General features: G+C 58.1%; 6 protein-coding genes, 2 tRNA genes and 3 rRNA genes. 9 read left to right on the top strand and 2 right to left on the bottom strand.

Features of this window, described 5'->3' with window-relative positions; genetic code table 11:
- Nucleotides 1–348: 348 nt before the first annotated feature.
- From JYK05_RS11355 to rrf, 5 genes are all read left to right on the top strand, one after another.
- Nucleotides 349–1,880, top strand: a 16S ribosomal RNA gene (locus JYK05_RS11355).
- Between the two features lie 63 nt (nt 1,881–1,943).
- Nucleotides 1,944–2,020: transfer RNA gene (locus JYK05_RS11350), tRNA-Ile, on the top strand.
- A gap of 70 nt (nt 2,021–2,090) precedes the next feature.
- Nucleotides 2,091–2,166 (top strand) — tRNA-Ala (locus JYK05_RS11345).
- A gap of 288 nt (nt 2,167–2,454) precedes the next feature.
- Nucleotides 2,455–5,336 (top strand): 23S ribosomal RNA (locus JYK05_RS11340).
- Between the two features lie 141 nt (nt 5,337–5,477).
- Nucleotides 5,478–5,591, top strand: a 5S ribosomal RNA gene (gene rrf, locus JYK05_RS11335).
- Together the 16S, 23S and 5S rRNA genes with 2 tRNA genes alongside form the textbook arrangement of a ribosomal RNA operon.
- A gap of 94 nt (nt 5,592–5,685) precedes the next feature.
- Here the strand turns inward: rrf and JYK05_RS11330 are convergent.
- Nucleotides 5,686–6,876: a M20 aminoacylase family protein gene (locus JYK05_RS11330; protein WP_206467079.1), complete on the bottom strand. Its 1,191-nt coding sequence runs from the start codon at nt 6,874–6,876 to the stop codon at nt 5,686–5,688.
- A 154-nt stretch (nt 6,877–7,030) separates the two neighbouring features.
- Here JYK05_RS11330 and JYK05_RS11325 point away from each other — a divergent pair, with 154 nt between their 5' ends.
- Both JYK05_RS11325 and JYK05_RS11320 read left to right on the top strand, forming a co-directional pair.
- Nucleotides 7,031–9,112 (top strand): molybdopterin-dependent oxidoreductase, encoded by a 2,082-nt coding sequence (locus tag JYK05_RS11325; protein WP_206467078.1) that lies wholly within the window; start codon nt 7,031–7,033, stop codon nt 9,110–9,112.
- A gap of 127 nt (nt 9,113–9,239) precedes the next feature.
- Complete coding sequence (locus JYK05_RS11320) at nt 9,240–10,913, top strand: long-chain fatty acid--CoA ligase (RefSeq protein ID WP_175945206.1); 1,674 nt, start codon at nt 9,240–9,242, stop codon at nt 10,911–10,913.
- Nucleotides 10,914–11,055: 142 nt separating this feature from the next.
- Here JYK05_RS11320 and JYK05_RS11315 read toward each other — a convergent pair whose 3' ends face one another.
- The gene (locus JYK05_RS11315; RefSeq protein WP_175945204.1) at nt 11,056–12,222 is read right to left on the bottom strand and encodes a porin; all 1,167 of its coding nucleotides are present in this window, start codon (nt 12,220–12,222) and stop codon (nt 11,056–11,058) included.
- 350 nt (nt 12,223–12,572) lie between these two features.
- Between JYK05_RS11315 and coq7 the strand changes: the two genes are divergently transcribed.
- Complete coding sequence (coq7, locus tag JYK05_RS11310; RefSeq protein WP_175945202.1) at nt 12,573–13,226, top strand: 2-polyprenyl-3-methyl-6-methoxy-1,4-benzoquinone monooxygenase; 654 nt, start codon at nt 12,573–12,575, stop codon at nt 13,224–13,226.
- Between the two features lie 390 nt (nt 13,227–13,616).
- Nucleotides 13,617–14,045: a division/cell wall cluster transcriptional repressor MraZ gene (gene mraZ / locus JYK05_RS11305; protein ID WP_040050492.1), complete on the top strand. Its 429-nt coding sequence runs from the start codon at nt 13,617–13,619 to the stop codon at nt 14,043–14,045.
- The last annotated feature ends 3 nt before the right edge of the window (nt 14,046–14,048 follow it).

The raw sequence follows: 14,048 nt of genomic DNA, 5'->3' as shown, positions 1-14,048 counted from the left end.
GAGTGAAATGCTTCAAAAACTTGTTGACACTGACCGAAACGACGTACATAATCTCGTTTCTCTGCTGCTGATGCAGCGACGCAAGACGAAGCGGTTGAGCCCAGTGCTCGATGCGGCGAAGCAGGAAAGTCTTGGCGGATTGCTCTTTAAAAACTAACAGCCGATAAGTGTGGGCGCTTGATGGCGAGTGCGGTTGCGGTGCTTAGGCGCTGCGGCATAAGCAAAAGTATCAAGAGTCTCACGCGAAGTATCAGAGGAAGGTTTATCTGTCTTAGGACGGATTAATCATCGTCAGTACGTTGAGTGAGCGACCGGTTTCTAACGGAACCGAAAACAGTAACAGGCATTGAACTGAAGAGTTTGATCCTGGCTCAGATTGAACGCTGGCGGCATGCCTTACACATGCAAGTCGGACGGCAGCGCGGGCTTCGGCCTGGCGGCGAGTGGCGAACGGGTGAGTAATACATCGGAACGTGTCCTGTAGTGGGGGATAGCCCGGCGAAAGCCGGATTAATACCGCATACGATCTACGGAGGAAAGCGGGGGATCTTCGGACCTCGCGCTGTAGGGGCGGCCGATGGCAGATTAGCTAGTTGGTGGGGTAAAGGCCTACCAAGGCGACGATCTGTAGCTGGTCTGAGAGGACGACCAGCCACACTGGGACTGAGACACGGCCCAGACTCCTACGGGAGGCAGCAGTGGGGAATTTTGGACAATGGGGGCAACCCTGATCCAGCAATGCCGCGTGTGTGAAGAAGGCCTTCGGGTTGTAAAGCACTTTTGTCCGGAAAGAAAACTTCGCCGCTAATATCGGTGGAGGATGACGGTACCGGAAGAATAAGCACCGGCTAACTACGTGCCAGCAGCCGCGGTAATACGTAGGGTGCGAGCGTTAATCGGAATTACTGGGCGTAAAGCGTGCGCAGGCGGTCTGTTAAGACCGATGTGAAATCCCCGGGCTTAACCTGGGAACTGCATTGGTGACTGGCAGGCTTTGAGTGTGGCAGAGGGAGGTAGAATTCCACGTGTAGCAGTGAAATGCGTAGAGATGTGGAGGAATACCGATGGCGAAGGCAGCCTCCTGGGCCAACACTGACGCTCATGCACGAAAGCGTGGGGAGCAAACAGGATTAGATACCCTGGTAGTCCACGCCCTAAACGATGTCAACTAGTTGTTGGGGATTCATTTCCTTAGTAACGTAGCTAACGCGTGAAGTTGACCGCCTGGGGAGTACGGTCGCAAGATTAAAACTCAAAGGAATTGACGGGGACCCGCACAAGCGGTGGATGATGTGGATTAATTCGATGCAACGCGAAAAACCTTACCTACCCTTGACATGGTCGGAAGTCTGCTGAGAGGCGGACGTGCTCGAAAGAGAACCGGCGCACAGGTGCTGCATGGCTGTCGTCAGCTCGTGTCGTGAGATGTTGGGTTAAGTCCCGCAACGAGCGCAACCCTTGTCCTTAGTTGCTACGCAAGAGCACTCTAAGGAGACTGCCGGTGACAAACCGGAGGAAGGTGGGGATGACGTCAAGTCCTCATGGCCCTTATGGGTAGGGCTTCACACGTCATACAATGGTCGGAACAGAGGGTTGCCAAGCCGCGAGGTGGAGCCAATCCCAGAAAACCGATCGTAGTCCGGATCGCAGTCTGCAACTCGACTGCGTGAAGCTGGAATCGCTAGTAATCGCGGATCAGCATGCCGCGGTGAATACGTTCCCGGGTCTTGTACACACCGCCCGTCACACCATGGGAGTGGGTTTTACCAGAAGTGGCTAGTCTAACCGCAAGGAGGACGGTCACCACGGTAGGATTCATGACTGGGGTGAAGTCGTAACAAGGTAGCCGTATCGGAAGGTGCGGCTGGATCACCTCCTTTCTCGAGCTTCGCACACCAAGTTAAGCGCTCACGCTTATCGGCTGTGGTTTAGAAACAGGCTAAGGGTCTGTAGCTCAGTCGGTTAGAGCACCGTCTTGATAAGGCGGGGGTCGTTGGTTCGAATCCAACCAGACCCACCATGTCGGCGGTCGTTAGCGCGTGAGCGCTTACGAAGGCCCCACCCTCGAAGAGGGCAGGGTCAATAGACGCGGGGGATTAGCTCAGCTGGGAGAGCACCTGCTTTGCAAGCAGGGGGTCGTCGGTTCGATCCCGTCATCCTCCACCATCAATCTTCAATGCCTAGCGTTCACGAGCAGTGAATGTTAAGCATTGGCGATTGCTAGCCAGTTGATGCTGTAGGTATTGCAAGACACCTATCGGCTAAACGTTCTTTAACAATCAGGAAGAAGTAGTAAAGAGATTATCTGAAAGCACTTAGAGATGGGTGTGAGTAGGGTAGTCAGGGTAGTGATTGTATCGAGTATGAAAAGTGATCTTCATTGATGACTTGGAATACGGCACAACGCGAATACTCAGCCTATGACAGAGGTGTCGCGAGACACACTCGTTATAGGGTCAAGCGAACAAGTGCATGTGGTGGATGCCTTGGCGATCACAGGCGATGAAGGACGCGGTAGCCTGCGAAAAGCTTCGGGGAGCTGGCAAACGAGCATTGATCCGAAGATGTCCGAATGGGGAAACCCACTCCGTATGGAGTATCCATAGCTGAATACATAGGCTATGTGAAGCGAACGCGGTGAACTGAAACATCTAAGTAACCGCAGGAAAAGAAATCAACCGAGATTCCCAAAGTAGTGGCGAGCGAAATGGGAAGAGCCTGTACTCTTTATTTGTATTGTTAGCTGAACGCTCTGGAAAGTGCGGCCATAGCAGGTGATAGCCCTGTAAGCGAAAACAGTATGAAAGAACTAGGGGTACGACAAGTAGGGCGGGACACGTGAAATCCTGTCTGAAGATGGGGGGACCATCCTCCAAGGCTAAATACTCGTGATCGACCGATAGTGAACCAGTACCGTGAGGGAAAGGCGAAAAGAACCCCGGGAGGGGAGTGAAATAGATCCTGAAACCGCATGCATACAAACAGTCGGAGCCTCGTAAGGGGTGACGGCGTACCTTTTGTATAATGGGTCAGCGACTTACGTTCAGTAGCGAGCTTAACTGATTAAGGCAGGCGTAGCGAAAGCGAGTCCGAATAGGGCGATCAGTTGCTGGGCGTAGACCCGAAACCAAGTGATCTATCCATGGCCAGGTTGAAGGTGCGGTAACACGTACTGGAGGACCGAACCCACTAACGTTGAAAAGTTAGGGGATGAGCTGTGGATAGGGGTGAAAGGCTAAACAAACTTGGAAATAGCTGGTTCTCTCCGAAAACTATTTAGGTAGTGCCTCGTGTATCACCTTCGGGGGTAGAGCACTGTCATGGTTGTGGGGTCCATTGCGGATTACTACGCCATAGCAAACTCCGAATACCGAAGAGTGCAATCACGGGAGACAGACATCGGGTGCTAACGTCCGGTGTCAAGAGGGAAACAACCCAGACCGCCAGCTAAGGTCCCAAAGATTGGCTAAGTGGGAAACGAAGTGGGAAGGCTAAAACAGTCAGGAGGTTGGCTTAGAAGCAGCCACCCTTTAAAGAAAGCGTAATAGCTCACTGATCGAGTCGTCCTGCGCGGAAGATGTAACGGGGCTCAAGCCAGTCACCGAAGCTGCGGATGCGAGTTTTACTCGCATGGTAGGAGAGCGTTCCGTAAGCCTGCGAAGGTGCGTTGAAAAGCGTGCTGGAGGTATCGGAAGTGCGAATGCTGACATGAGTAGCGATAAAGGGGGTGAAAAGCCCCCTCGCCGTAAGCCCAAGGTTTCCTACGCAACGTTCATCGGCGTAGGGTGAGTCGGCCCCTAAGGCGAGGCAGAAATGCGTAGCTGATGGGAAGCAGGTCAATATTCCTGCACCATTGTTAGATGCGATGGGGGGACGGATCGCGGAAGGTTGTCCGGGTGTTGGACGTCCCGGTCGCTGCATTGGAGAAGGTGCTTAGGCAAATCCGGGCACGTAATTCAAGGGTGTGGCGCGAGTGACTTCGGTCACGAAGCAATTGGAAGTGGTTCCAAGAAAAGCCTCTAAGCTTCAGTCTAACGATGACCGTACCGCAAACCGACACAGGTGGGCGAGATGAGTATTCTAAGGCGCTTGAGAGAACTCGGGAGAAGGAACTCGGCAAATTGGTACCGTAACTTCGGGATAAGGTACGCCCTGGTAGCTTGACTGGCCTGCGCCAGGAGGGTGAAAGGGTTGCAATAAACTGGTGGCTGCGACTGTTTAATAAAAACACAGCACTCTGCAAACACGAAAGTGGACGTATAGGGTGTGACGCCTGCCCGGTGCCGGAAGATTAAATGATGGGGTGCAAGCTCTTGATTGAAGTCCCGGTAAACGGCGGCCGTAACTATAACGGTCCTAAGGTAGCGAAATTCCTTGTCGGGTAAGTTCCGACCTGCACGAATGGCGTAACGATGGCCACACTGTCTCCTCCCGAGACTCAGCGAAGTTGAAGTGTTTGTGATGATGCAATCTCCCCGCGGCTAGACGGAAAGACCCCATGAACCTTTACTGTAGCTTTGCATTGGACTTTGAACCGATCTGTGTAGGATAGGTGGGAGGCTATGAAACCGGAACGCCAGTTTCGGTGGAGCCGTCCTTGAAATACCACCCTGGTTTGTTTGAGGTTCTAACCTTGGTCCGTGATCCGGATCGGGGACAGTGCATGGTAGGCAGTTTGACTGGGGCGGTCTCCTCCCAAAGCGTAACGGAGGAGTACGAAGGTACGCTAGGTACGGTCGGAAATCGTGCTGATAGTGCAATGGCATAAGCGTGCTTAACTGCGAGACCGACAAGTCGAGCAGGTGCGAAAGCAGGTCATAGTGATCCGGTGGTTCTGTATGGAAGGGCCATCGCTCAACGGATAAAAGGTACTCTGGGGATAACAGGCTGATACCGCCCAAGAGTTCATATCGACGGCGGTGTTTGGCACCTCGATGTCGGCTCATCTCATCCTGGGGCTGTAGCCGGTCCCAAGGGTATGGCTGTTCGCCATTTAAAGAGGTACGTGAGCTGGGTTTAAAACGTCGTGAGACAGTTTGGTCCCTATCTGCCGTGGGCGTTGGATATTTGAAGGGGGCTGCTCCTAGTACGAGAGGACCGGAGTGGACGAACCTCTGGTGTACCGGTTGTCACGCCAGTGGCATCGCCGGGTAGCTATGTTCGGAAGAGATAACCGCTGAAAGCATCTAAGCGGGAAACTCGCCTTAAGATGAGATATCCCCGGGGCTTCGAGCCCCTTGAAGGGTCGTTCCAGACCAGGACGTTGATAGGTCAGGTGTGTAAGTGCAGTAATGCATTGAGCTAACTGATACTAATTGCCCGTAAGGCTTGATCCTATAACTGGTGTGTCTTAAGCCACCCCGAAGCGGGTGCGCCACCGGTTGAGTAGCGACTGTGCCCACAGTCACTACCCCAAACCACTACTTCTTCCCCGATTGGTTGTCGCGCCCTCAACGCGAGACAACATCCCCTTAAAGCCTGATGACCATAGCGAGTCGGTCCCACCCCTTCCCATCCCGAACAGGACCGTGAAACGACTCCACGCCGATGATAGTGCGGATTGCCCGTGTGAAAGTAGGTAATCGTCAGGCTCCCCCTTGCAAAACAAAAACCCCACCCCGAAAAGGTGGGGCTTTTGCGTTTGGGGCGACATAGAGCGTCGCGCCACTCGACTGAGCCCCTAGATCATCGGGCTAAGAACCGCTCAGCGAGCCTGACCCAATACGAAGCCCCGACCGACAAAAGCGCGTCGTTGAAGTCGTAGCTCGCGTTGTGCAGCATGCACGGACCTTCACCGTGTCCGTGCGCACGATGCGCCCCATCTCCGTTACCGAGAAACGCGTAGCAGCCGGGCTTCTCAAGCAGCATGAACGAGAAGTCTTCAGCGCCCATCGTCGGTTCGACGGAGGAGTCGACATTCTGCTCGCCGACCACTTCAGCCATTACCTCGGCCGCGAATCTCGTCTGCGCCGGATCGTTAATCGTCGGCGGATAGTTTCGATGGAAATACACTTCAGCTTCGCAGTCGTAAGCCGAAGCGGTCGATTCAGCGATCTTCCGCATACGCGCTTCGATCAAATCGAGCGTTTCCACCGTAAAAGTACGCACCGTTCCGCCCAGCCACGCATGGTCGGGCACCACGTTGACTGCATCGCCCGCATGAATCTGCGTGATCGACAGCACGGCGGTATCGAGCGGCTTTTTACTACGCGTGATGATACTTTGCAGCGCATTGGCGATTTGAACCGCGCTGAAGACCGGATCCCGTCCGTTATGCGGCAACGCGGCATGCGACCCAACCCCGCGGACGGTGATGCGGAACTCATTGCTCGACGCCATGATCGGTCCTTCCGTCACGCCGAAGTGCCCTGCCGGAATTCCGGGCCAGTTGTGTACGCCGAAAACTGCGTCGACTGGGAAGCGGGTAAAGAGTCCGTCGTCGATCATGGCTTTCGCGCCGGCGCCGCCTTCTTCTGCCGGTTGAAAGATGAAGACAACCGTCCCGTCGAACTTGCCGTATTCCGCCAGGTACTTGGCCGCGCCTAGCAGCATGGCCGTGTGCCCGTCGTGGCCGCACGCGTGCATGCGTCCGGCGTGAGTCGATTTGTGGCCGAAGCTGTTGATCTCCTGAATCGGCAAGGCGTCCATGTCGGCACGCAACCCGATAGACCCGCGCCCCGTCCCACGCTTCAAAACGCCGACGACGCCTGTCTTGCCCAAGCCTCGATGTACCTCAATTCCCCAGCGTTCGAGATTCTCCGCCACCAGTTTCGCAGTCCCTACCTCTTCATAACGCAGTTCGGGATGAGCGTGGATCGTTCGTCGGAGAGCCTGGATTTCATCGTGAGATGCTTCGATTTCCGGAATCAGATTCATTGAACTGCTCGCTTGTTTGAATTCGGACCAACCGTGTGATGCACCGCTGGTTCATTCTACGCCGTCACTATTTGAGGCATCGGACGGACGGCCGCATAGCCGGCGTAATAGAATTCTGGTATCTGCCGCCCTTGCCGATTGACCGGACCATCCGATGAACGCCCCAGCCGAGTTTGCCCGAGCCGTTTGCCCCCACGATTGCCCCGACACCTGCGCGATGCGCGTGACCGTACAGAACGGCAGGGCAGTGAAGGTGAGTGGTGACCCGGATCATCCGCCGACGCAAGGCGTGCTCTGCACGAAAGTCACGCGATACGCCGAGCGGACGCATCACAAGGACCGCCTGCTGACGCCGCTGATTCGTGTCGGGCCGAAGGGCTCCAATCGGTTCGAACGGATCAGCTGGGACGCGGGGCTGCGAATAGCCGCCGAGCGCCTCGGTCCGATCGCGCGCCGTGCGCCGGAAGCGATCCTTCCGTACAGCTACGCCGGAACGATGGGCCTCGTCCAAGGAGAGAGCATCGCCGCGCGCCTTTTCAATGTGCTCGGCGCGTCACGACTGGATCGCACGATTTGCGCGGCAGCTGGTGCGGCCGGGCTGCGCTATACGTATGGCGCGGGCATCGGCATGCACGTCGAGTTCTTTGAGGAAAGCGAGCTGATTCTGATCTGGGGCTCGAATCCGATCGCCTCGAGCCTGCACTTCTGGACGCGCGCGCAGGAGGCGAAGCGGCGCGGTGCGAAACTCATCGCGATCGATCCCTACCGGTCGCTGACGGCCGAGAAATGTCATCAGCACATCGCGCTGCGGCCGGGAACGGATGCGGCGCTCGCGCTCGGCATGATTCACGTGCTGATCCGCGAGAACCTGGTGGATCACGCGTACATCGCAGACCACACCGTCGGTTTCGACGAACTCGCGGCGCGGGCCGCAGAGTATCCGCCGTCGCGCGCGGCGACAATTTGCGGCATCGAGGAACAGACCGTCGTCGATCTGGCGCGTGCGTTTGGCTCGACCAAGAAAGCCGCCATCCGCCTGAACTACGGCATGCAGCGCGTGCGCGGCGGTGGCAACGCGGTGCGCGCCGTCGCGTGTCTGCCGTCGCTGACGGGCGCGTGGCGCGAGCGGTCGGGCGGTCTACTGTTGTCGTCGTCGGGCTGGGCACCGGTCGACAATGCCGCGCTCGAACGCCCGGATTTGCTGCCGGGCTGGCCGCACAAGCGGCCGCGCAGCATCAATATGAACGCAATCGGCGACGCCTTGCTCCATCCGGGAGACGACACGTTCGGGCCGAAAATCGAAGCGCTGATCGTCTACAACTCGAACCCGGTCGCCGTTGCGCCGGACTCGGCGAAAGTTGCGGCCGGCTTCGCGCGCGAAGACTTGTTCACCATCGTGCTGGAGCACTTCCAGACCGATACTGCCGACTACGCCAATCTCATCTTTCCGGCGACCACGCAGCTCGAGCACTTGGACGTCCACAAGTCGTACGGCCACACGCACATCATGGCGAACCTGCCGGCTATACCGCCGGTGGGCGAGTCTCGTCCGAACACCGATTTCTTTCGCGGCCTTGCCCGCGCGATGCATCTCACCGAGCCAGCTCTTTTCGAAACCGACGAGCAGATTGCGTCGAAAGCCTTTCGCTGGGACGACCCCACGCTGAAGGGCCGCGGATGGGAAGCACTAAAGGCGTCGCGCTGGCTCGAACTCGACATTCCCGACGCGCCGCTCGCGCAGGGAGGATTTCGCACGCCATCAGGAAAGTGCGAATTCTTCAGCGAACGTCTCGCACGCGAAGGTCTCGACCCGCTGCCGGATTACCTTCCCCCGTACGAGTCGGCGGAAGTGGCGCCGGAACTCGCCGCGCGCTATCCGCTCGCGATGATCTCGCCGCCCGCGCGCAACTTCCTGAACAGCAGCTTCGTAAACATCGAGAGTCTGCGCGCGACCGAGGCGGAGCCGCATCTCGACATTCACCCGGCGGACGCGGACGCACGCGGTATCGCGGACGGCGCTCAAGTGCGGATCTTCAACGATCGCGGGTCGATGCAGGCGCGTGCGCGTGTCACCGATCGGGCGCGCGAAGGCGTGGTTGTCGGCTTGTCGATCTGGTGGAAGAAGTTGTCCCCCGATGGCTGCAATGCCAATCAAGTAACGAGCCAGGCTTTGACCGATCTGGGGGGATCGGCGACGTTCTACGATTGCCTGGTGGAAGTGGAGTCAGTGCATTGAGAAGTATGGAAAGACCCGACCCGAAGTGGTCTGGAATGCGGCGTCTAACCGGATTGTCGGAACGGAAGGGAGCGGCTAGCATCCTGTTTTCGCACGACCATTCGAAAATTAAATAAGGAGACGCCGTATGGAGAAACTCTGGCTGAAATCGTATCCGGCCGGCGTACCTGCGGAGATCGACGTGTCGGCGTACCGGTCGGTCTCGCAGTTGCTCGAAGACAGTTTCCGCAACAACCGCGACCGTCGCGCCTTCCTCTGCATGGGGCAGGCGATCACCTACGGCGAGCTCGACGACATGTCGAAAAAGCTCGCTGCATGGCTGCAGCACAAGGGCTTGAAGCGCGGCGCGCGCGTCGCGCTGATGATGCCGAACGTCCTGCAATACCCGGTCGCCATCGCCGCCGTGCTGCGGGCGGGCTATATCGTCGTGAACGTGAACCCGCTCTACACGCCGCGCGAACTGGAACATCAGCTTCGCGACAGCGGCGCGGAAGCCATCGTCATTCTGGAGAACTTCGCGACCACGCTCGAAGCCGTAGTCAAGAACACGGCGATCAAGCATGTCGTCGTCGCGGCAATGGGCGACCTGATGGGCATGAAAGGCCTGCTGGTCAATTTCGTCGTCCGAAAAGTGAAGAAGATGGTGCCTGCGTTCAACTTGCCGGGCAGCATCCGCTTCAACGATGCGATCAGCGAAGGCAGCCGCCACGCGCTGGAGCCGGTCGCGCAGACACCGGACGACGTCGCGTTCCTTCAATACACCGGCGGCACCACCGGCGTGGCGAAGGGCGCGACGCTGACACATCGGAATCTGATCGCCAATGTGCTGCAATCCGAGGTGTGGCTGGAACCGGCGCGCAGACAGCGGCCCGACATCGACCAGTTCGTGTGCGTCGTCGCGCTCCCGCTGTATCACATCTTCGCGTTGACGGTGTGCGGCATGCTCACCATCCGCACGGGCGGGCTCGGCGTGCTGATTCCGAATCCGCGCGATATCGCGGGCACCATCAAGGAACTGAAGGGCATTCCGATCAACACGTTCCCGGCGGTGAACACGCTCTATAACGCGTTGCTGAATCATCCCGACTTCTCGAAGCTGGATTTTTCCAAGTTGATCGCGGCGAACGGCGGCGGCATGGCGGTCCAGGAAGCAGTCGCAAAGCGCTGGTTCGCGGTGACCGGCGTGCCTATCGTCGAAGGCTACGGGCTGTCGGAGACTTCACCCTGCGTCACGTGCAACCCGGTGACGGCCACCGAGTACACCGGCACCATCGGTTTGCCGTTGCCATCGACCGAAGTCTCCATCCGCGACGACGACAACAACGAAGTGCCGCTCGGGCAGGCCGGCGAGATCTGCATCAAGGGACCGCAGGTGATGGCCGGCTACTGGAATCGCCCGGACGAAACGGCCAAGGTGATGACGCCCGATGGTTTCTTCCGCTCAGGCGATGTCGGCGTGTTCGACGAGCGCGGCTACGTGAAGATCGTCGATCGCAAGAAGGACATGATTCTCGTCTCGGGCTTCAACGTGTATCCGAACGAAATCGAGGATGTCGTGGCGATGCTGCCGGGCGTGTTCGAAGTGGCTGCGGTCGGCGTGAAGGATCAGAATTCGGGCGAGGCGGTGAAGCTCTTCATCGTGCGTAAGGACGACAACCTGACCGAAGCGGACGTGATCGCGTTCTGCAAGGAACGGCTGACGGGCTATAAAAGGCCGCGCATCATCGAATTCCGCAAGGACTTGCCGAAGAGCAACGTCGGCAAGATTCTACGCCGCGAGTTGCGCGACGGTACGGTCTGAGCGAATCGCGGTAAGTTCTATCAAAGCCTTCGCGTCGCAAAGACGCGGGGGCTTTTTTTATGGCGCGTGGCGGGATCATGAGACGAAAAAAAGGCGCCCGAAGGCGCCTTTTAACAGATCCTGCTTTGTTGTTACGAGCTTCTTAGAACTTGTGGCGGATACCGACCAGCGCTGCGACCTGGTTCGACGTCGACGACGGCGACAGGCCGTTGATGTTGGCGACTGCGCCTTGGTTCGTCGAGTCCGTGCCCGAAGCGTGTTGATAGACGCCGTCGATATACACGTCGGTGCGCTTCGACAGGAAGTAGTCCGCGCCGAGCATGCCTTGGTGATACTTGGCATTGCCCAGGCCGTAACCCTTCGTGTAGTCATAGGCAGCGCCAACCAGCAGGGCCGGGGTCAACTGATACTTGAAGTTGATTTCGGCGTTGTGGAACTTGCCCGTGCCGCCCGTGAAGCCGCCAGGCGCGATCAGACCCGTGCCCGGCTCCGAACCGAGATCCTTGAATTGCGTGTTGCTATACGTCGCGCCGACCGTCGCTGCGCCGAACGTGTAAGCCGCGCCCGCCGAGATCACTTGCTGCGTGCGAGCCGAAGCGTAGCCCGAATAGACGCGGGTGGCGCCCATGTTCGAGGCGGTCGCGCTCGACGCCGGCGTGTTGCCGAAGAACGAATAGTTCGGGTCCTTGACGTTCAGGTAGCCCGCGCCCAATTGCAGCGGACCTTGCGAGTAGCCGAGGCCGACCGACCAAATCTGGTTGCGGTTGAACTGGCCAGCGTTGCCGCCGAGGCTATACAGACCGCCGAACGAGAAACCTGCGTAGTTGGCGCTCGTGAACTTGATCGCGTTGTTCACGCGGTTCGTGTTGTTCATGTTGTCGAGGTCGCCCGGGTGCGCGCCGTAGTACGTCGCCCACTGGCTGCCGACTTCGAACGCGCCGGTGAAGTCGACCACGGAGTCATACTGGCGACCTAGCGTGACCGTGCCGAATTGCGCCGTCGACAGACCGACATACGCCTGACGGCCGAACTCCGAGCCGCCTTGGCCGAGACGGCCGTTAAACACGTTGAAGCCGTTCTCCAACACGAACAGGGCCTTCAGGCCGCCGCCCAGATCTTCCGTGCCACGCAGGCCCCAACGGCTGCCCTGCACGTTGCCGCTGCTCATCGAATACAGCTTCTGACCGCGGACGTTATTGGAATATGCGAAGCCTGCGTCGATGATGCCGTACAGCGTCACGGTGCTCTGCGCATGTGCGGCGCCAGCGAAGACGCCCAATGCTGCGAGAGCGAGAAGCGACTTTTTCATTGTGTAGATCTCCAAGGAGTGTTTTGCGACTTGTTTGGCAAGGTCACTGTTCTAGCGCCAGTGTGTTGACGGTCCCTGCCGGGGTCTTCTTTGCGAAGTGACACGTAATGTAACAAACACGACTTTTCGCACAAAGGAAAAGGGACCGCGCCCGCGGCCACGTGTGACGTTTACGCAACATGCGCTAAAATCCTGGTTTTGCAGCAGTTTTGCGAGTCGTGTTTGCCCTAATTACAAAAAATGGCGCTCGTCGACGGCCGTTTTCGCATGTCTGACCGGGAGAATAGGGATTGCTAATCGTCCCGTACGACATTGCGCGAAAACGATGACATCAACAACGAGGTGAGAACATGACGCTCGATGAAATCATTGGCGAGTTCGATCGCGGCCTGCGTTCCATGACCGGAGTAAGCCGCATGTCGCGGCCTGTGCCGCAATCGAACATGCCGGTTCTCGTGGAGGGCGGCATGGTCGCTGACGCGCCGCAACTCACCGACGAGGAAAAGGCTCATTCGGCCGGTCTGATGCGCGTGAATCATGTCGGCGAAGTCTGCGCGCAGGCGCTTTATCAGGCGCAGAAACTCGCGACTCAATCACCGGGCCTGAAGGCGAGCTTCGAGCAGGCCGCCCGCGAAGAGGAAGATCACCTTGCATGGACGTCGCAGCGTCTCAAGGACCTCGATTCGCGCCCGAGCCTTCTCAACCCTCTGTGGTATGCGGGCGCGCTCGCCATCGGTTTCGTCGCGGGGCGCTTCGGCGATCGCGCGAGCCTCGGCTTCATGGCGGAAACAGAGCGCCAGGTCGAGCAGCATCTCGATGGCCACATGAAAACGCTGCCCGCTACCGACTACGCGTCCCGCGCGATCGTCGAGCAGATGCGGCAGGACGAAAGCGCGCACGCGGCGGCCGCCATCGGCGCGGGTGGATCGGAGATGCCGTTTCCGGTCCGTGTCATGATGCGTGCAGCAGCAAGGGTGATGACGCGCACCGCATACTATGTATAGACGCCGAAGTGTCGCGTGAAGCGGTTTGTATGATGAATGCCAGCCGGCGAGCGCCCGCGAGCGCTCGCGGAAACCGTTACATTTCACGCGTCTGCGGTGCGCATGTTCATACTTTACGTTCGCTTCGCTCACTAGCCCTCTAATTTCAAACGATTTTCCCCTTCCTGCCGGCAACAAGTCCCTTCGCTAAGTCCTTGTTCTAACGAGTAAAAGCTCCCCGAAAAAAAGCCCCGCGTCTTGACCGAGGAAATCCGTTCCTCTAAAGTGGGAGACAGTGTGAGAAAGTGGTTGTTTGTGTGATCGGGCGACTACTTTTCGGCAGTTTCAAGGCATGCGCGGCGTCTCGGTGGGCATCGACAGTCAGGCAGCGACAAACGGGGAGAGGGGCGAGTGTTCCAAGGGGCGTCGGCGCTGACGCTCGATGCGAAAGGGCGGATGTCGGTTCCGTCCCGCTATCGGGAGGCGCTGCAAGGGCAGGCAGAAGGCCGGGTGACGCTCACGAAGAGCCCGGATGGATGCCTGTTGCTGTTTCCTCGCCCGGAGTGGGAAGTCTTTCGCGCCAAGGTTGCCGCGCTTCCCATGGAAGCTATGTGGTGGCGGCGCATTTTCCTCGGTAACGCAATGGATGTCGAACTCGATACCGCCGGGCGCGTCTTGGTCTCGCCCGAGCTTCGTGCTGCCGCTTCGCTGGAAAAGGAAGTGACGCTGCTCGGCATGGGCGCTCACTTCGAATTGTGGGACTCGCAGACGTACGCGGCGAAGGAAGCCGCAGCCATGGCGCAGGGCATGCCCGAAGCGCTAAAGAACTTCACTTTCTGACGC

Origin of the sequence: Caballeronia sp. M1242, from assembly GCF_017220215.1 — a bacterium.
GTDB lineage: Bacteria > Pseudomonadota > Gammaproteobacteria > Burkholderiales > Burkholderiaceae > Caballeronia.
The sequence above is the reverse complement of the archived record's forward strand: the minus strand, read 5'-3'. Positions and strand labels throughout refer to the sequence as shown.

Bases quoted from the DNA above. Each gene is read 5' to 3' on its own strand.
- JYK05_RS11315 (WP_175945204.1), bottom strand. From the start codon at position 12,222: ATGAAAAAGTCGCTTCTCGCTCTCGCAGCATTGGGCGTCTTCGCTGGC.
- JYK05_RS11330 (WP_206467079.1), bottom strand. From the start codon at position 6,876: ATGAATCTGATTCCGGAAATCGAAGCATCTCACGATGAAATCCAGGCT.
- JYK05_RS11320 (WP_175945206.1), top strand. From the start codon at position 9,240: ATGGAGAAACTCTGGCTGAAATCGTATCCGGCCGGCGTACCTGCGGAG.
- coq7 (WP_175945202.1), top strand. From the start codon at position 12,573: ATGACGCTCGATGAAATCATTGGCGAGTTCGATCGCGGCCTGCGTTCC.
- JYK05_RS11325 (WP_206467078.1), top strand. From the start codon at position 7,031: ATGAACGCCCCAGCCGAGTTTGCCCGAGCCGTTTGCCCCCACGATTGC.